The following is a 17,300-nucleotide window of genomic DNA, read 5'->3' as shown; positions in this document are numbered from 1 at the left end:
GTATAATCACTACGGGTTTTTATTGTGGAATGACATTGGTTGTGCTCATCATTTTCCCACCAATAAATCAGCAAAACCTCCCAACAATTTAATCTTTTCATTGACTGAATGCTCATTCATATTCTAAACTATGAATAGAGCATCGACATGAAGACTATTTTCTACTACACTATTTGTATCGATAACGTTCCAACAACACGAAGGGGGAGAGGACGAATGGGGCCACTACTCATTGCCAACTGGATTTTATTCTTCATAGTTACGGCATATGCGCTCGCATTGTTCACGTATTTAATTAAAACACGAATACAATTCATCAAACTGGGGAGAAAAGAGGAATTTGACAATAACGTCTCAGAACGTCTTCGGAAAATCTGGATCTATGTATTTGGGCAAAAGAAATTACTGAAGGACAAAAAGAGTGGAGCCATCCACGTTATGTTTTTCTACGGGTTCTTACTCGTGCAACTTGGCGCAATGGATCTAATTTGGAAAGGATTGAAACCGGGCTCACATTTACCATTCGGCTCACTTTACCCGGCATTCACATTCTTCCAAGAAATCGTTGCACTTACGATTCTGGTTGCGGTTGTGTGGGCATTCCATCGTCGCTATATTGAGAAACTCGTGCGCTTGAAACGAGGTTGGAAGTCTGGACTTGTCCTTATTTTCATCGGGGGACTCATGCTTTCGACATTACTCGCGAATGCCATGAACATGATTTGGCAAGGCCATGAAACGACATGGTCGGAGCCGATTGCGTCAACAATCGCCACCATTTTCAGTTTTCTACCGGAAACAGGGGCAGCGGTTATCTTCTTTATCGCTTGGTGGATTCACCTATTAATCTTACTAACGTTCCTCGTCTATGTGCCGCAATCAAAACACGCGCATTTGATAGCTGGACCGGTAAATACGTATTTCCATCGACTCGACCATGCAGGTAGACTGAAACCAATCGATTTCGAAGCGCTTGAAAATGTCGAAGATGAGGATGAAATACCTGCGCTAGGTGTTGGAAAAATAACCGACTTCACACAATTGCAGATGATTGATTTCTATGCATGTGTCGAATGCGGTCGCTGTACGAATATGTGTCCAGCAACAGGGACGGGTAAAATGCTATCTCCAATGGATTTGATCACGAAACTGCGTGACAACCTGACAAATACGGGTGCACTTATGACGAAACAGAAACCATGGGTACCAACATTGGCATTTAATAAGTCAAAAGGCAATCAAATCGCATTTGCGGCGGGACTTGAAGGCGCAACGATGGACGATATTTACAGCCCGTCTCTCATTGGAGACATCATTACAGAAGAAGAAATTTGGGCTTGTACAACATGCCGGAATTGTGAAGACCAATGTCCAGTTATGAACGAACACGTCGATAAAATCATTGACCTTCGCCGTTATCTCGTTATGACGGAAGGGAAAATGGACCCGGATGCGCAGCGTGCGATGACCAACATCGAGCGTCAAGGAAATCCGTGGGGCCTCAACCGTAAAGAGAAGGAAAAATGGCGTGATGCACGTCCCGACCTTCATATTCCAACGGTGAAAGAACTGAAAAAAGCGGACGAAGAATTCGAGTACCTCTTCTGGGTTGGCTCAATGGGTGCGTTCGACAACCGTTCACAAAAGATTGCGCTGTCATTTGTGCATCTTATGAACGAGGCGGGCGTCAAATTCGCTATCTTGGGCAATAAAGAAAAGAATTCCGGTGACACACCACGCCGACTAGGGAATGAGTTTTTATTCCAAGAGTTAGCAACGGGGAATATTGATGAATTCGAAAAAGCGGGCGTCACGAAGATTGTCACAATTGACCCACATGCCTATAATATTTTCAAAAATGAATACCCAGACTTCGGGTTTAAAGCAGAAGTCGTTCATCACACGGAATTGCTTTACGAACTTGTTCTTCAAGGGAAGTTAAAACCGCAACACGCAATCGATGAAACCATCACGTTCCACGACTCATGCTATCTCGGCAGATACAACGATGTCTATGATCCGCCACGGGAGATTCTCAAGGCGATTCCAGGAGTCAAACTCGTTGAGATGAAACGAAATCGTCAAGACGGTATGTGCTGTGGAGCAGGTGGGGGACTGATGTGGATGGAAGAAGACACAGGTCACCGCATCAACGTCGCAAGGACAGAACAAGCGCTTGAAGTTAGCCCGGGAATTATTTCTTCTGGTTGTCCATACTGCTTGACAATGTTATCAGATGGAACAAAAGCCATCGAAGTGGAGGACAAAGTCGGTACGTATGACATCGCAGAATTGCTAGAACGCTCGATTTTCGGGGAAGACTGGCAACCGGTTGTAGAAGAACTGGAAGAACCAATTCTTCAATAGCATATTGCGGAAAAATCCGTGTTGGCGTACAATTGAAGTATATTGTTAGACCTATAACTTACGAGATTAAGGGAGTGAATTCGCTCCCTTTTTCTTTACACCAATGTCGAGCGAGCGTTCAGTCACTTGAATTAATTCAAAATGAAAACGCTGTCAAAAATTCTATTGGAGGCGATACGTTTGACCAGAACAGTTATTATCGATGGCGCGCGCACCCCTTTCGCGAAATTAGGCGGTGCACTGCAATCCATGACAGCAAGTGATCTTGGCGGCATTGCGATTAAAGAAGCATTGAGCCGTGCAGATGTAAAACAACATGAAGTAGGCGAAGTAATCATTGGGACGGTTTTACAAGCAGGTCAAGGACAAATCCCGTCCAGACAAGCGGCAACGAAAGCAGGACTTCCATGGTCAGTGAAAACGGAAACCATCAACAAAGTATGTGCATCTGGCATGCGCAGCGTCACACTCGGCGACCAACTTATCCGTCTAGGTGACGAAGAAGTCATCGTCGCAGGTGGAATGGAATCGATGTCCAATGCGCCGTATTATTTACCACAAGGGCGATTCGGCTTGAAAATGGGCGATGCGCAACTTGTCGATGGCATGATCTATGATGGGCTCACATGTTCATTCTCACCGAATCGCGTCCACATGGGGACCTATGGAAACAGCATTGCCGATGCTTTTTCATTAACTCGCGTTGCACAAGATGAATGGTCACTACGTAGTCATGAACGTGCATTGCAAGCGATTGATCAAGGTTTATTCGCTGAAGAAATTGTGGCAGTCGAAATTCCACAGCGAAAAGGTGACCCCGTGAATGTCGATACGGACGAAGCTCCTCGCCGCGATACATCTCTTGAATCCCTTGCGAAATTGCGACCGGCATTCGGCAAAGATGGCACGATTACAGCTGGAAACGCACCAGGCGTTAACGACGGAGCCTGCGCACTTGTGTTAATGAATGAAGCGCGTGCACAACGAGAAGGAAAAACGCCACTCGCAACCATTATCGGCCATGCTGAAGTGGCAATTGAACCTGAAAACTTCCCACAAACCCCGGGACTTGTCATTAATGAACTACTGAAAAAGACTGGCAAAAAGCTTGAAGACATCGACCTGTTTGAAATCAACGAAGCATTCGCTGCAGTTGCTCTGGCAAGCTCGCAAATCGCGGGACTGGATATGGAAAAAGTAAATGTCAACGGTGGAGCAGTCGCACTCGGACACCCAATCGGCGCAAGTGGAGCGCGTATCATCCTAACACTTGCTTACGAACTAAAACGTCGTGGTGGCGGAATCGGCATCGCATCCATCTGTTCAGGTGGCGGACAAGGCGACGCAATCATGATAGATGTAGCGAAATCTGAATAAACTTTACTAACTGGATTGGCTGAAATAAGTGTAGATACAGATTTTCCTGAGCAACTAAAATGAAGAGGAACCAATCGTAGTTCAAAGGTTACTTTTTGTGGATAAAGTTGTGAACTTGACGGATATAAAGCTAAATGTGACGGATATAACTTTGAATTTGATGGATAAAACGCAGGAATCGACAGATAAAAACCTGGAAATGAAGGATATAAATCACACTAAGATGGAGGAATGAACCTAATGGAAATCAAAAAAGTGATGGTCATCGGAGCAGGACAAATGGGCGGCGGCATCGCACAAGTATGCGCCCAAGCCGGCTTCGATGTGAAACTGAATGATATTAAAGAAGAATCCTACGCAAAAGGACTCGCGGTTATCACGAAAAACCTATCGCGTAACGTCGAAAAAGGACGGATGACGGAGGATGAAAAAAATGCGGTGCTTGGCCGCATAACAAAATCACTCGATCTCCAAGATGCATCCGACGTCGATATCATCATTGAAGCAGCAGTCGAAAATATGGCAATCAAAAAATCGATTTTCACACAACTAGATGGCATCGCACAAGAAACCGCCATCCTTGCATCCAATACATCCTCACTTTCAATCACGGAAATTGCTGCTGCGACGAACCGTCCAGAAAAAGTAATCGGCATGCATTTCATGAACCCAGTACCCGTCATGAAACTCGTTGAAATCATCCGTGGACTTGCGACAACCGACGAAGTTTACAAAGCAGTTGAAGACATGACTAAGAAGCTAGCAAAAGTACCCGTCGAAGTAAATGACTTCCCAGGATTTGTAGCAAACCGCATCCTTATGCCGATGATCAACGAAGCAATTTACACGCTTTATGAAGGCGTTGCAACGAAGGAATCGATTGATGACGTGATGAAGTTGGGCATGAACCATCCAATGGGACCCCTTCAACTAGCAGATTTCATTGGTCTAGATACATGTTTGTATATTATGGAAACATTGCACGAAGGCTTCGGCGATTCAAAATATCGTCCGTGCCCACTACTCAGAAAATATGTCAATGCCGGTTGGTTAGGGAAGAAGTCAGGCCGCGGTTTCTACGTATATAGCTAAAGGGGAACGAACTTAATGGACTTACATTTCACCGAAGAACAACAGATGATACGTGACATGGTACGAAACTTTGCGAAGACAGAAATCGAGCCGTTCATCCCACGAATGGAAGCGGGCGAATTTCCACGTGAAGTCTTGAAGAAGATGGGGAAACTTGGCCTCATGGGAATTACCGTTCCCGAAGAATACGGCGGCGCAGGCATGGATTTCATTTCCTATATTAGCGCCATCCATGAACTATCGAAAGTGAGCGCCGTTGTTGGCGTCATTCTCTCCGTTCATACATCTGTTGGCACGAACCCGATCATGTATTTCGGGAATGAACAACAGAAAGCGCATTACCTTCCGAAAATGGCAAGCGGCGAATACCTCGGTGCTTTCTGTCTTACGGAATCGTCAGCAGGCTCAGACGCGGGTTCGTTAAAAACACGCGCCGTGAAAGAAGGGAATCACTACGTTTTGAACGGCTCAAAAGTTTTTATCACAAATGGTGGGGAAGCGGATGTATACATCGTGTTTGCATCGACGGAGCCAGCCAAAGGGACATACGGCATTACAGCATTTATTGTCGATAAAGACACGCCCGGCCTTATCATCGGTAAAGACGAAGATAAAATGGGACTTCATGGCTCGCGAACAGTTCAATTGACATTCGAAGCGATGAAAGTACCTGTAGAAAATCGACTTGGCGAAGAAGGCGAAGGATTCAAAATCGCGATGGCAAACCTAGATGTAGGTCGAATCGGCATCGCCGCCCAATCGCTCGGCATCGCAGAAGCGGCACTTGAAGCAGCTGTGGATTACGCGAAAGAACGCACCCAATTCGGCAAGCCAATTGCTGCTCAACAAGGAATAGGTTTCAAACTTGCGGATATGGCAACCGCAGTCGAGGCAGCAAGATTACTGGTCTACCGCGCCGCTCAACTTCGGTCAGAAGGCCTTTCTTGCGGAAAAGAAGCATCTATGGCCAAACTTTTCGCCTCCCAAACTGCGATGGACTGTGCAATCGAAGCCGTTCAAGTATTCGGTGGCTACGGCTATACGGAAGACTACCCAGTCGAACGCTATTTCCGCGACGCCAAAGTAACCCAAATTTACGAAGGAACAAGCGAAATCCAACGTATCGTTATTTCAAAACATTTGACAAAATAACTGGCTGATTAAATCTGGAGTTGGCGTTGAACTTCGAAAAGTTGACGTTAGAATCGAAAAGTTGACGTTAGAATCGAAAAGTTGGCGTTAGAATTCGAAAGTTGACGTTAGAACAAATCGAACTAAAAAAAAGGTGGGAACTAAAATGGACTTTAAACTATCTGAAGAACATGAAATGATTCGTAAAATGGTGCGCGACTTCGCTGAAAACGAGGTCGCTCCAACAGCGGCAGAACGCGACGAAGAAGAGCGCTTTGATATGGATATCTTCAAAAAAATGGCAGAACTTGGCCTAACAGGAATCCCTTGGCCGGAAGAGTACGGCGGCATCGGCAGTGACTATCTTGCATACGTTATCGCAGTAGAAGAATTATCACGCGTCTGTGCATCAACAGGCGTAACACTTTCCGCACATACCTCACTCGCTGGCTGGCCTGTATTTAAATATGGTACCGAAGAACAAAAGCAGAAATATCTTCGTCCAATGGCGGAAGGTACAAAAATGGGCGCTTACGGGTTAACGGAGCCAGCTTCCGGATCTGACGCAGGCGGCATGAAAACAACTGCAAAACTTGACGGCGATGACTACATTCTAAACGGTTCGAAGATTTTCATTACAAACGGCGGAATTGCCGATACGTACATCGTCTTCGCAGTAACAGATCCAGAGTCAAAACATAAAGGCACAAGCGCGTTTATCGTTGAAAAAGAGTATCCTGGTTTCTCAGTCGGTAAGAAAGAACGCAAACTCGGCATTCGTTCATCACCAACAACAGAAATCATGTTTGACAACTGCCGCGTACCAAAAGAAAATCTTCTCGGGGAAGAAGGTCAAGGTTTCATCATCGCCATGAAAACACTTGACGGTGGTCGAAACGGAATTGCTGCCCAAGCTGTTGGCATCGCACAAGGTGCACTTGACGCATCTGTCGACTACGCAAAAGAGCGTGTGCAGTTCGGTAAACCAATCGCTGCCAATCAAGGTGTTGGCTTCAAACTTGCGGACATGGCAACTGCAACAGAAGCATCTAGATTGTTGACGTACCAAGCAGCTTGGCTTGAATCGAATAACTTACCCTATGGAAAAGCATCCGCAATGGCCAAACTAATGGCTGGAGATTCAGCGATGAAAGTAACAACAGAAGCTGTTCAAATATTCGGCGGTTATGGCTATACAAAAGATTATCCGGTCGAGCGCTTCATGCGTGATGCTAAAATCACACAAATTTACGAAGGTACTCAAGAAATTCAACGTCTTGTTATCTCCCGAATGTTAACGAAATGACTGGGGGTGCAACAGGTTGACAAAACGCGAAGTAAAATCGTCCGTCAAAGATGAAGGGCTTATTGAAAAAAGGCGTGAACAGATCATTCGTGGTGCGGTGAAACTATTTATAGAAAAAGGGTTTCACCGTACAACGACCCGTGAAATTGCGAAAGAGGCGGGCTTCAGTATCGGAACGCTTTACGAATATATTCGGACAAAAGAAGATGTCTTATATCTCGTCTGTGATAGCATCTACGACGAAGTACATGGTCGACTATCATTACTGCAAATTCAGCTTGGAACCATTGAAGGCCTACAAGTAGCCATCAAACAATACTTCCAGTTGGTAGATGATATGTCTGACGAAATTCTTGTCATGTATCAAGAGTCAAAAGCACTCCCGAAGGATGCATTGCAATACGTTTTGGAAAAAGAGATGAAAATGGTGGCCTTGTTTGAAAAACTGCTGAAATCCTGTGTAGCATCAGGGGAATTACGTATCGCTGAAGGGGAAATCGGAATCGCTGCACATCATATCGCTGTACAAGGACAGATGTGGTCATTCCGTAGATGGGCGTTAAATCGTGATTATTCAATTGAAGAATACATTCGTATTCAAACGGATCAGCTTATCAAAGGGCTGGTAGGGGAACCGTTGTAAAGGGTATGCATTCACGCAAAGGGGTGTTCTATAAATGGCAAAAGTAGAAATTTACCAACCAAAGCATCATATCCGTTTTGTATATAGGCATTTCATCCAGGTTTTCATCCCACAACGCAGCAGTCGTAGCTGTGTTGAATGAAAAATGTGACCTCGATTGGGAAACATCCTATGCACAATTCATAAAAACAAATAAACAGAACGTTATTATTCCAAATCATCATCACTACTTACTTTTCCGTAAATGTCTGGGCGGCTCATCTGGATTTTCGCTATAAAGCGTCACGGAGTCGAATGCCGTCGATAAACGTTTTGCATCGTCATCTTTAGGCGGTGATAAAGTAGCTCAAGACGGTGATAACTCACCCCAAGGCGGTGATAAAGTAGCTCAAGACGGTGATAACCCACCCCAAGGCGGTGATAAAGTAGCTCAAGACGGTGATAACCCACCCCAAGGCGGTGATAAAGTAGCTCAAGACGGTGATAACCCACCTCAAGGCGGTGACAAACCCCAAACCTTACTATTTGCGGTTATTTTTTCGGGTTCTGCGGTCTTCCATTGTCGCTGATTGTTATTCCTATGTATAATAAAAGGAACGATTAGAAAGAGGTGCCGTATGAAACTTTATCACCATCTATTAATCATAGCTGTTATAGTAACACTTATTATATTTCTTTATAATGACGGTTTCGGTGCAATTCCATTTTTACTTGCTGGAATCTATTTAGGCTTTATTTGCGTAAAAGAATATCGGAATTTCAAAAAGAGTAAAAGGTGAACGTGTTGTCGGGATTACTATAGCTAAACAAATGATCTCGCATTATTGTCTGAATTGCATTATAACTTTGCGAGTGACCCATACACAAAAGTGAGCATAGATGAATAAGCATGGACGAAACACAAAAGTATCATTTGATACCTTTGTGTTTTCCGTATACCATTGTAATAAGATTATCAGATGATACTTAACTGTGTATGATAAAAGAGGGATGTGAATAATGAGTCAGGAGCCTTCTGGACTTTTCCCTAAAAAGATGAAAATGTTAATCAAGAATGGTAACAGATACTTTGTTATGAGAAACAAATCAGGTGCTACATCTATTCAACAACTTGCAAATCTCGGACTAACACTTTAAATGAACAAATTATTCCATATTCCTATGCTTCCACCTTACAAATTTCCTGATTTCCTCAAATCCCTCTTCGAACTGCACGAATGACAAGCGATTCCATTATCTGTTGGATAGTATTTTACAACTTAATCAGGATTGGCGTTAAGACATATGTACTAGCAAATTACAGGTCTAAACATCGAGAAAGCATTTGCAAGTAAGAGATACAAATTTCAAACACTACTAGTAGGCAAATGAATTAAATAAGTTTGTAGCATATTCCGTACTGCATTGTATATAATGGTAAGTATGCTTCTGTTCACAGAAAGGACGTGCGTTAATTGAAAATCCGAGAAATGACAAAAGAACAACTGTCGGAAGAGTCGATGATTGACATCGTCTTTGCAATCTTAACTGAAAAACGAGAACCACTAACATTACAGCAGCTGATGGATGAAGTCCGTAAGCTCACAGGCGTAACTGAAAAAGAGATGAAAGGAAGACTGCAACAGTTTTATACGGACATGAACATCGATGGCAGATTCCTAGCCATCAATGACAACCGTTGGGGTCTCCGCGAATGGTATCCAGTTGATCAAATCGAAGTTGAGACAGCCCCTGTTGTGAAGGTGCGCAAGAAGAAAAAGAAGAAAGCCGTACTGGAAGAAGAGGACGAAGACGAAGACGATGAAGAAGAGGACGAGCTGTTTGACGAAGAATTTGATGAGCTGCTCGATGACGATGAAGAGGAAGAGGATGAAATCGTCGAAATCGAAGTGGATCTCCTCGATCCTGATGATGAGCTTGAAATCATCCCGGATGATGCCGATTTAGACATGGAAGATGAAGAGGATGAGGAAGAGGAAGAGGAAATCGAAGAATAATTACTTGACTTCATCCGTCTGAAACTATAAGATTTTACTGGGCTCCTTAAAAAGGACACATGAACCAGTGCATATGCGCTCCCCCTGTAGACAATAACTACGGATGGGGCGCTTTTTAGTTTTCCCACACTCATCGAAACAAAAAAAGAGCGGAGGAGTTTAACATGACAAAGTATATTTTCGTAACTGGGGGCGTCGTTTCGTCACTTGGTAAAGGCATCAACGCAGCATCACTTGGACGACTATTGAAAAGCCGTGGTCTTCAAGTAACAAATCAGAAATTCGACCCGTACATCAACGTCGATCCGAGAATGATGAGCCCCTACCAGCATGGAGAAGTTTTCGTCACGGAAGACGGTGCGGAAACAGATCTCGACATCGGTCATTACGAACGTTTCATCGATATCAAGTTGAACAAATTCTCGAATGTCACGATGGGGAAAGTTTATTCTTCCGTACTAAAAAAAGAACGTAGCGGTGAATATAAAGGAGCAACAGTCCAAGTTATCCCGCACATCACGAATGAAATCAAAAGCCTTATCAAACGGGCTGGAGAAGAGAGTAATGCGGACGTCGTCATCACTGAAATCGGCGGTAGTGTTGGTGATATCGAATCTCTCCCATATCTTGAAGCAATCCGTCAGATGAAAACGGATCTTGGGAAAAATGATGTCATGTACATTCATAACACACTCGTTCCTTATCTACAGGCGGCAGGCGAACTTAAAACGAAGCCGACACAACATAGTGTAAAAGAGTTACGAAGTATTGGCATTCAGCCAAATATGATTGTCGTACGTAGTGAATATCCGGTTCCACAAGAAATGAAAGATAAAATCGCGTTATTCTGTAACATCAAACCTGAAGAAGTAATCGAAGCACTCGATGCTGAGACATTATACGAAGTTCCGCTTAGATTGCATGAGCAGCATATGGACAAACTCGTTTGTGACTTCCTTGAAATTGAAACAAAAGAGCCGGATTTGACGGAAATCAAAGAATTGGTATCTCGTGTGAAATCCCTTTCGAAAAAAGTGAAAATCGCACTTGTTGGTAAATACGTTGAGCTACAGGATGCTTACATTTCAGCGGTCGAAGCGCTTCGTCATGCAGGCTATGGCTTTGATGCAGACATTGAAGTGAATTGGATCAACTCGGAAGATGTAACACCGGAAAATGCGGCTGAATTACTTGGGGACGCTGACGGGATCCTTGTACCGGGCGGCTTTGGAGATCGCGGCATCGATGGGAAAATTGAGGCCATCACCTATGCACGCAAGAACAACGTACCATTCTTCGGAATCAGCCTTGGCATGCAGTTGGCCGCAGTCGAATTCGCTCGTAATGTTCTGGGAATTGAAAATGCACATTCAGCAGAGTTCGATGCAGATACGAAAGACAAAATCATTGATAATCACCCTGACAATGATGGCAGTGGCAATCCAGATGAGTTCTTCCGACTTGGCGCGTATCCATGTAAATTAAAAGAAGGAACAAAAGCACGTGCGGCATATGGTGAGGAATTGGTTAATGAACGCCATCGTCATCGCTATGAATTCAACAACGCCTACCGTGAACAATTTGAGGCAGCAGGTTTTATCCTCTCGGGACTAAGCCCAGACGACCAGCTTGTCGAAATCATGGAATTGAAAGACCATCCGTTTTTCATCGGCGTCCAGTTCCATCCGGAATTTGCATCACGCCCGACACGTCCACAACCGCTAATTCGCGAATTTATCAGGGCGGCGCTTGCAGGGAAATGAAGAAAGAAGCACTATATAAGTTGAATTTAAGTTTTACACTTTTGTTGATTCTACATATGCTTGTTTGACGCGTTTGTTTCAACTATTCAAGTATAAATGGGCCGATGATCTTTCGTTCAACTTATATAGATAGTATAAAAGCTGCACAAAAGTGGAATTCTCCATTTCTGTGTAGCTTTTTTCAAAGGATAAGTATAAGTTTTTGAACTCGCCACAATCCATTAAATCGGGAATATTTTACTGTAAAAGCGACCAATTCCACTCCCAAAGCGACCAATCTTCAAATTAAGCGACCAATTCCACTCCCAAAGCGACCAATCTTCAAATCAAACGACCAATCCCGCTCCCAAAGCGACCAATCTTCAAATTAAGCGACCAATTCCGCTCCCAAAACGACCAATCTTCAAATTAAGCGACCAATTCCACTCCCAAAGCACTCAATTTTCATCAGACAGCATTTCATCATACGCCAACTTTACAGCCTCGTACACAAATAAAGCGGCCATTGTGTGTGGTTGTACAATGCGTTCGCCATTATCGCCAGGTAGTAACCCTTTTATAAGGGCAGTCGGGATATAGGTATAGGCAAGGTTAGCAAGTTCATTAGCTTCGTTCGTTTTATCTGCAGAGAGTGCAGCAAACGGGATGAATCGGTCAGCAAGTAATCGCGCTAGTCCGAGTGCACGTGGATCCGTTGAGGAGCGTGTGAGTAGCCAGACACGGTCAGCTTTTTCAACTTCCATATCTTCCATGTAGCGAATGCCCCCACTAAAAGGTTCTATGCTACAAAGTGCTGTAACAGTGACGGCTTCCATTTCATCAAATCCTGCAAAAATGACACGGCCTTCTCCGATGGTCGCTTGTGCTAGAAGACGGGCTGTTTCTTCAATCGACTCTTCATTGTTTGTTGCAATCCGTTGGAAAAGTCCACCGATTTGTGTCGTCAATATTTTCATAATTACCACCTCTAGCCAAGTATAAGAATTAATCATAGGGAAAGCAAAAAGTTATTCATTCGAAAAAAGAAGGAAATAACAATGATTTGTCAAATAAGTATTAGTATACAACTTAGTGAGATATAAGGAAGAAGGGGTGCGTATTGAAAAGTTTGTTAATCGTAGACGATCAAACAGGCATCCGACTTCTTCTTGACGAAGTGTTTCGCCAAGAAGGGTTTAAGACGCGGCTTGCCGCGAATGGAATGGAAGCACTTCAAGCATTAGAAGAAGAAGTCCCGGGCTGTGTACTTCTCGATATGAAGATGCCTGGAATCGACGGAATCGAAGTGTTGAAAAGATTGAAAAGCGGTTGGCCAGAAGTTCCGGTAATCATGATGACTGCTTATGGAGAAATCGAACTGATTGACGATGCGTTGGAAATTGGCGCGGTAAAATATTTTACAAAACCATTCGATATTTATGAGGTCCGTGATGCAGTCATCGCGATGTTTGAAAACTGACAAAGCAGACAGTGGTAAACACTGTCTGTTTTTGATATGATAATAGAGGTAAATAAAAGATAAACGCATACACAAAGTTTTCATTTCGATATCCAAAGGAGGAATTCGCATGGGACTCGTTTCTATGAAAGAAATGATGATTAAAGGAAAAAAAGAAGGCTATGCTATTGGTCAGTTCAATTTGAATAACCTTGAATATATACAAGCGATTTTGCAGGCAGCACAGGAAGAACAATCACCTGTGATTCTTGGCGTTTCAGAAGGCGCGGCACGTTATATGGGCGGTTTCACAACGGTCGTCAATATGGTAAAAGGATTGATGCATGACTACCAGACAACAGTTCCTGTTGCAATTCATCTTGATCATGGTTCAAGTTTCGAAAAATGCAAAGAAGCGATTGACGCAGGCTTTACTTCCGTTATGATTGACGCTTCATCGAAACCACTTGTGGAAAATATTGAAATTACGAAAAAAGTTGTGGCATATGCACATGAACGTGGTATTTCCGTAGAAGCGGAGCTAGGTGTCGTCGGTGGTCAAGAAGATGATATAATTGCTGAAGGCGTTATTTATGCGAACCCTGCGGAATGTAATGAACTTGTCGAAAAGACATCAATTGACTGCCTTGCACCTGCACTGGGATCGGTACATGGTCCTTATAAAGGCGAACCGAACCTCGGCTTCAAAGAGATGGAAGAGATTTCAAGCCAATCTGATTTGCCTCTTGTTCTGCACGGTGGTACAGGGATTCCAACAAAAGATATTCAACGAGCCATTTCACTTGGAACAGCGAAAATTAATGTGAATACAGAAAACCAAATTGAAGGAACAAAAACAGTACGTGAAATACTTGCGGCTGATTCCGAAGTGTATGATCCAAGGAAATTCTTGGCTCCAATGCGTGAAACCATTAAAAAAACGGTCATTGGTAAAATGCGCGAATTCGGTAGCTCGCAAAAAGCATAATTGAGATAGAATAAGGAGAAGCATCTTTTTGATGATGCATTCTCCTTCTTTTCCATTATATAAGGAGGAATAATAAATGAAATTTTTCATTGATACGGCAAACTTCGAAGAAATTAAGGAAGCACATAGCTGGGGAATTTTGTCTGGAGTTACGACAAATCCATCACTCGTCGCAAAGGAAGACGTACCGTTTCATGATAGATTGCGTGAAATTTCTGCGCTTGTCCCTGGTTCTATTAGTGCGGAAGTCATCGCACTCGATGCGGAAGGAATGATCAAGGAAGGACGCGAACTTGCTAAAATTGCTCCAAACATCACGGTGAAATTACCAATGACACCAGAAGGTTTGAAAGCTTGTTCAGTGTTCTCTAAAGAGGGCATCAAAACGAATGTAACACTCATCTTCAGCGCAAACCAAGCACTCCTAGCCGCGCGTGCAGGCGCTACTTACGTATCCCCATTCCTCGGACGACTTGATGATATCGGGCAAGACGGTATGTCACTTATTGGAACAATCGCGGATATTTTCACAATCCATGAACTTAAAACAGAGATTATCGCCGCCTCCATTCGTAGTCCGCAGCATATTACGGATGCGGCACTTCATGGGGCGCATATTGCAACAACACCATTCAACGTGTTGAAACAACTGTTTAACCATCCGTTAACAGACAAAGGAATTGAAGCATTTCTTGCGGATTGGGAAACTAGAAAGAACAAGTGATGTATCAAAGGAGAATAGTATGGATGTTTATAAAATAACAGGTGGAAAACCATTAAAAGGGACAATTAAAGTAAGTGGAGCAAAAAATAGTGCAGTCGCCCTTATCCCGGCTTCTATACTAGCTGATTCTCCCGTAACGATTGAAGGACTTCCAGAAATTTCAGATGTCTTGACTCTTCAGGCGTTACTTGAAGATATCGGGGGTAAAGTCGATTTTAACGCTGGGAAAATGATTATCGATCCGACAGAAATGATTGCTATGCCTCTTCCAAACGGGAATGTTAAGAAACTACGTGCTTCCTACTATATGATGGGTGCAATCCTTGGACGGTTTAAAAACGCAGTTATTGGACTTCCAGGCGGATGCCACCTAGGGCCAAGGCCGATTGATCAACATATAAAAGGTTTTGAGGCGCTTGGTGCAAAAGTGACGAACGAACATGGAGCCATCTATTTGCGAGCGGAAGAACTGCGTGGCGCGAAAATCTACTTAGACGTTGCGAGTGTTGGTGCAACAATCAATATTATGTTGGCGGCGGTACTTGCAAAAGGGAGAACGACAATCGAAAATGCAGCAAAAGAGCCTGAAATCATCGATGTCGCCACGTTGCTATCTAATATGGGTGCTGAAATCAAAGGGGCAGGAACGAATGTCATTCGAATCGAAGGTGTGGATAAATTGCATGGAACAAAGCATACAATTATTCCAGATAGAATCGAAGCGGGTACGTTCATGATTATGGCGGCTGTTGCGGGCGACGGCATTACAATCGATAATGTCATTCCATTCCATGTCGAGGCACTTACGGCGAAACTGCGGGAAATGGGCATCGACATCGTCGAAGGGGAAGAGCAGATCTTCATTCCAAAGTCAAGAAATCTACAAGCTGTCGATGTGAAAACACTTGTCTATCCAGGTTTTCCGACGGATCTTCAGCAACCATTTTCCGTTTTGCTTACACAAGCAACCGGTTCTTCAGTCATTACAGATACGATTTATCCGGCTAGATTCAAACAGATTGACGAACTTCGTAGGATGAATGCTGATGCACGAGTCGAAGGACGTTCTGCAATCCTAGCTGGATCGACACCACTTCAGGCGGCTACAGTGCGTGCATCGGATTTACGTGCAGGGGCAGCACTGGTCATTGCGGGGCTTATTGCTGACGGAGTGACAGAAGTTCAGGAAATCCAACATATTGAGCGGGGCTATAGTTCACTCATCGAAAAACTTCGTGGAATTGGTGCTGATATTCAAAAAGTGACAATTCCGGAAGAGGCTGTAGTCAATGAATAACCAAAAGTATTGGTTATGACTGGGATATAGAGTTCAAAAAGGGTGGAAGTCTGTATATACCTGTACAAGTCCAGACTTTTTGAACAGCCCCTATGATATAATTGTAAAAGTAGCAAATCCTACGGGCTTACTCGTAAAACGGGAGGAACACAAATGGAACGAAGTTTATCAATGGAATTAGTTCGTGTCACAGAGGCGGCAGCTGTATCGGCTTCACGTTGGATGGGACGCGGATTAAAAAATGAAGCGGACGACGCTGCAACAACAGCGATGCGTACCGTATTTGACACAATCCCGATGCAAGGAATTGTTGTAATTGGTGAAGGGGAAATGGACGAGGCACCTATGCTCTACATCGGCGAAGCGCTTGGAACGGGCTATGGCCCGGAAGTGGATGTTGCGGTCGACCCTCTTGAAGGAACGAATATCGTTGCGGCAGGGGGCTGGAATGCACTAGCAGTCATTGCGATCGCAGATAAAGGCAATCTTCTAAATGCACCGGATATGTATATGGACAAAATTGCGGTCGGTCCAGAAGCGGTCGGAAAAATCGATATCGATGCGTCTGTGACAGATAACCTTTATGCTGTCGCCAAAGCTAAAAACAAAGATATCGGAGACGTCGTTGCGACCGTATTGAATAGGGAGCGCCATTCTGCAATCATCGAAGAAATTCGCGCTGCTGGTGCACGTATCAAACTTATAAATGATGGAGACGTGGCGGCAGCCATTAATACTGCATTCGACGAAACAGGCGTCGATATTCTGTTTGGACTTGGTGGAGCACCGGAAGGCGTTATTGCTGCGGTCGGATTGAAATGTCTTGGCGGCGAAATCCAAGGTCGTCTTGTCCCTTCCAATGAAGCGGAAGCCGAGCGATGCAAAAAAATGGGCATCGATGTAAGCAAGGTGCTCTATATGGATGACCTCGTAAAAGGTGACGATGCGATTTTTGCTGCAACTGGCGTAACGGATGGAGAACTACTCCGAGGCGTACAATTCAAAGACGGTTTTAGTGAGACACATTCACTTGTTATGCGTTCAAAGTCGGGAACAATCCGGTTTGTGGAAGGCCGACATAGCATGAAGAAAAAACCTCTGCTCGTTATGCAAGATTGAATGACCTCATCGCCCGGCGGCTGTAAGTCGGGCATCTTCCCTTGCACAGGAACTACTT

Annotated in this window: 17 protein-coding genes; 16 read left to right on the top strand and 1 reads right to left on the bottom strand. The window is 44.0% G+C overall.

The features are described 5' to 3' along the window. Positions 1-216 precede the first annotated feature (216 nt). The 11 genes from H4683_RS13930 (at position 217) to H4683_RS13880 (ending at position 11,676) form a co-directional block, all read left to right on the top strand. Positions 217-2,367 carry a (Fe-S)-binding protein gene (locus H4683_RS13930; RefSeq protein ID WP_192599430.1) on the top strand — a complete coding sequence of 717 codons (2,151 nt, stop codon included), beginning with the start codon at positions 217-219 and terminating at the stop codon, positions 2,365-2,367. A gap of 180 nt (positions 2,368-2,547) precedes the next feature. Further along, positions 2,548-3,744, top strand: a complete 1,197-nt coding sequence (locus H4683_RS13925; protein ID WP_192599429.1) for an acetyl-CoA C-acetyltransferase — start codon at positions 2,548-2,550, stop codon at positions 3,742-3,744. Between the two features lie 97 nt (positions 3,745-3,841). Beyond that, entirely contained in the window at positions 3,842-3,979 is a 138-nt protein-coding gene (locus H4683_RS13920; protein ID WP_192599428.1) for a hypothetical protein, read from the top strand. Positions 3,980-3,984: 5 nt separating this feature from the next. After that, positions 3,985-4,836, top strand: a complete 852-nt coding sequence (locus tag H4683_RS13915) for a 3-hydroxybutyryl-CoA dehydrogenase (protein ID WP_192599427.1) — start codon at positions 3,985-3,987, stop codon at positions 4,834-4,836. A gap of 15 nt (positions 4,837-4,851) precedes the next feature. Continuing rightward, positions 4,852-5,988 carry an acyl-CoA dehydrogenase gene (locus H4683_RS13910; protein ID WP_192599426.1) on the top strand — a complete coding sequence of 379 codons (1,137 nt, stop codon included), beginning with the start codon at positions 4,852-4,854 and terminating at the stop codon, positions 5,986-5,988. Between the two features lie 145 nt (positions 5,989-6,133). After that, on the top strand, positions 6,134-7,273 hold the full coding sequence (locus tag H4683_RS13905) for an acyl-CoA dehydrogenase (RefSeq protein WP_192599425.1): 1,140 nt from the start codon (positions 6,134-6,136) through the stop codon (positions 7,271-7,273). A 16-nt stretch (positions 7,274-7,289) separates the two neighbouring features. Next, entirely contained in the window at positions 7,290-7,916 is a 627-nt protein-coding gene (locus H4683_RS13900; protein WP_192599424.1) for a TetR/AcrR family transcriptional regulator, read from the top strand. A gap of 617 nt (positions 7,917-8,533) precedes the next feature. Beyond that, positions 8,534-8,695, top strand: a complete 162-nt coding sequence (locus H4683_RS13895) for a hypothetical protein (RefSeq protein ID WP_192599423.1) — start codon at positions 8,534-8,536, stop codon at positions 8,693-8,695. 220 nt (positions 8,696-8,915) lie between these two features. Then, complete coding sequence (locus tag H4683_RS13890; RefSeq protein WP_192599422.1) at positions 8,916-9,053, top strand: hypothetical protein; 138 nt, start codon at positions 8,916-8,918, stop codon at positions 9,051-9,053. Positions 9,054-9,370: 317 nt separating this feature from the next. Continuing rightward, positions 9,371-9,913 (top strand): DNA-directed RNA polymerase subunit delta, encoded by a 543-nt coding sequence (rpoE, locus tag H4683_RS13885; protein ID WP_192599421.1) that lies wholly within the window; start codon positions 9,371-9,373, stop codon positions 9,911-9,913. Positions 9,914-10,077: 164 nt separating this feature from the next. Then, the gene (locus H4683_RS13880) at positions 10,078-11,676 is read left to right on the top strand and encodes a CTP synthase (RefSeq protein ID WP_192599420.1); all 1,599 of its coding nucleotides are present in this window, start codon (positions 10,078-10,080) and stop codon (positions 11,674-11,676) included. Positions 11,677-12,113: 437 nt separating this feature from the next. On the opposite strand, the gene H4683_RS13875 is transcribed toward H4683_RS13880, so the two are convergent. Beyond that, the gene (locus H4683_RS13875; RefSeq protein ID WP_225942094.1) at positions 12,114-12,632 is read right to left on the bottom strand and encodes a DUF2529 family protein; all 519 of its coding nucleotides are present in this window, start codon (positions 12,630-12,632) and stop codon (positions 12,114-12,116) included. Between the two features lie 143 nt (positions 12,633-12,775). Here H4683_RS13875 and H4683_RS13870 point away from each other — a divergent pair, with 143 nt between their 5' ends. The 5 genes from H4683_RS13870 to glpX all read left to right on the top strand — a co-directional run bounded on the left by H4683_RS13870 (position 12,776) and on the right by glpX (position 17,242). After that, positions 12,776-13,135, top strand: coding sequence for a response regulator (locus H4683_RS13870; protein ID WP_192599419.1), 360 nt, complete (start codon positions 12,776-12,778; stop codon positions 13,133-13,135). A gap of 109 nt (positions 13,136-13,244) precedes the next feature. Beyond that, on the top strand, positions 13,245-14,102 hold the full coding sequence (locus tag H4683_RS13865) for a class II fructose-bisphosphate aldolase (RefSeq protein WP_192599418.1): 858 nt from the start codon (positions 13,245-13,247) through the stop codon (positions 14,100-14,102). A 76-nt stretch (positions 14,103-14,178) separates the two neighbouring features. Beyond that, on the top strand, positions 14,179-14,826 hold the full coding sequence (fsa, locus tag H4683_RS13860; protein WP_192599417.1) for a fructose-6-phosphate aldolase: 648 nt from the start codon (positions 14,179-14,181) through the stop codon (positions 14,824-14,826). A gap of 19 nt (positions 14,827-14,845) precedes the next feature. Next, positions 14,846-16,123, top strand: coding sequence for a UDP-N-acetylglucosamine 1-carboxyvinyltransferase (locus H4683_RS13855; RefSeq protein ID WP_192599416.1), 1,278 nt, complete (start codon positions 14,846-14,848; stop codon positions 16,121-16,123). A 153-nt stretch (positions 16,124-16,276) separates the two neighbouring features. Next, entirely contained in the window at positions 16,277-17,242 is a 966-nt protein-coding gene (gene glpX / locus H4683_RS13850) for a class II fructose-bisphosphatase (protein WP_192599415.1), read from the top strand. The last annotated feature ends 58 nt before the right edge of the window (positions 17,243-17,300 follow it).

Origin of the sequence: Sporosarcina limicola, assembly GCF_014873855.1 — a bacterium.
GTDB classification, from domain to species: Bacteria; Bacillota; Bacilli; order Bacillales_A; family Planococcaceae; genus Sporosarcina; species Sporosarcina limicola.
Note: the sequence above shows the minus strand (reverse complement) of the source record. Positions and strands in the feature narration are given on the sequence as shown.

What these genes read in the sequence shown, in the direction of transcription:
- H4683_RS13930 (WP_192599430.1), top strand. Translation starts at nt 217, where the DNA reads ATGGGGCCACTACTCATTGCCAACTGGATTTTATTCTTCATAGTTACG.
- H4683_RS13915 (WP_192599427.1), top strand. Translation starts at nt 3,985, where the DNA reads ATGGAAATCAAAAAAGTGATGGTCATCGGAGCAGGACAAATGGGCGGC.
- H4683_RS13910 (WP_192599426.1), top strand. Translation starts at nt 4,852, where the DNA reads ATGGACTTACATTTCACCGAAGAACAACAGATGATACGTGACATGGTA.
- H4683_RS13905 (WP_192599425.1), top strand. Translation starts at nt 6,134, where the DNA reads ATGGACTTTAAACTATCTGAAGAACATGAAATGATTCGTAAAATGGTG.
- H4683_RS13895 (WP_192599423.1), top strand. Translation starts at nt 8,534, where the DNA reads ATGAAACTTTATCACCATCTATTAATCATAGCTGTTATAGTAACACTT.
- H4683_RS13890 (WP_192599422.1), top strand. Translation starts at nt 8,916, where the DNA reads ATGAGTCAGGAGCCTTCTGGACTTTTCCCTAAAAAGATGAAAATGTTA.
- H4683_RS13880 (WP_192599420.1), top strand. Translation starts at nt 10,078, where the DNA reads ATGACAAAGTATATTTTCGTAACTGGGGGCGTCGTTTCGTCACTTGGT.
- H4683_RS13875 (WP_225942094.1), bottom strand. Translation starts at nt 12,632, where the DNA reads ATGAAAATATTGACGACACAAATCGGTGGACTTTTCCAACGGATTGCA.
- H4683_RS13865 (WP_192599418.1), top strand. Translation starts at nt 13,245, where the DNA reads ATGGGACTCGTTTCTATGAAAGAAATGATGATTAAAGGAAAAAAAGAA.
- fsa (WP_192599417.1), top strand. Translation starts at nt 14,179, where the DNA reads ATGAAATTTTTCATTGATACGGCAAACTTCGAAGAAATTAAGGAAGCA.
- H4683_RS13855 (WP_192599416.1), top strand. Translation starts at nt 14,846, where the DNA reads ATGGATGTTTATAAAATAACAGGTGGAAAACCATTAAAAGGGACAATT.
- glpX (WP_192599415.1), top strand. Translation starts at nt 16,277, where the DNA reads ATGGAACGAAGTTTATCAATGGAATTAGTTCGTGTCACAGAGGCGGCA.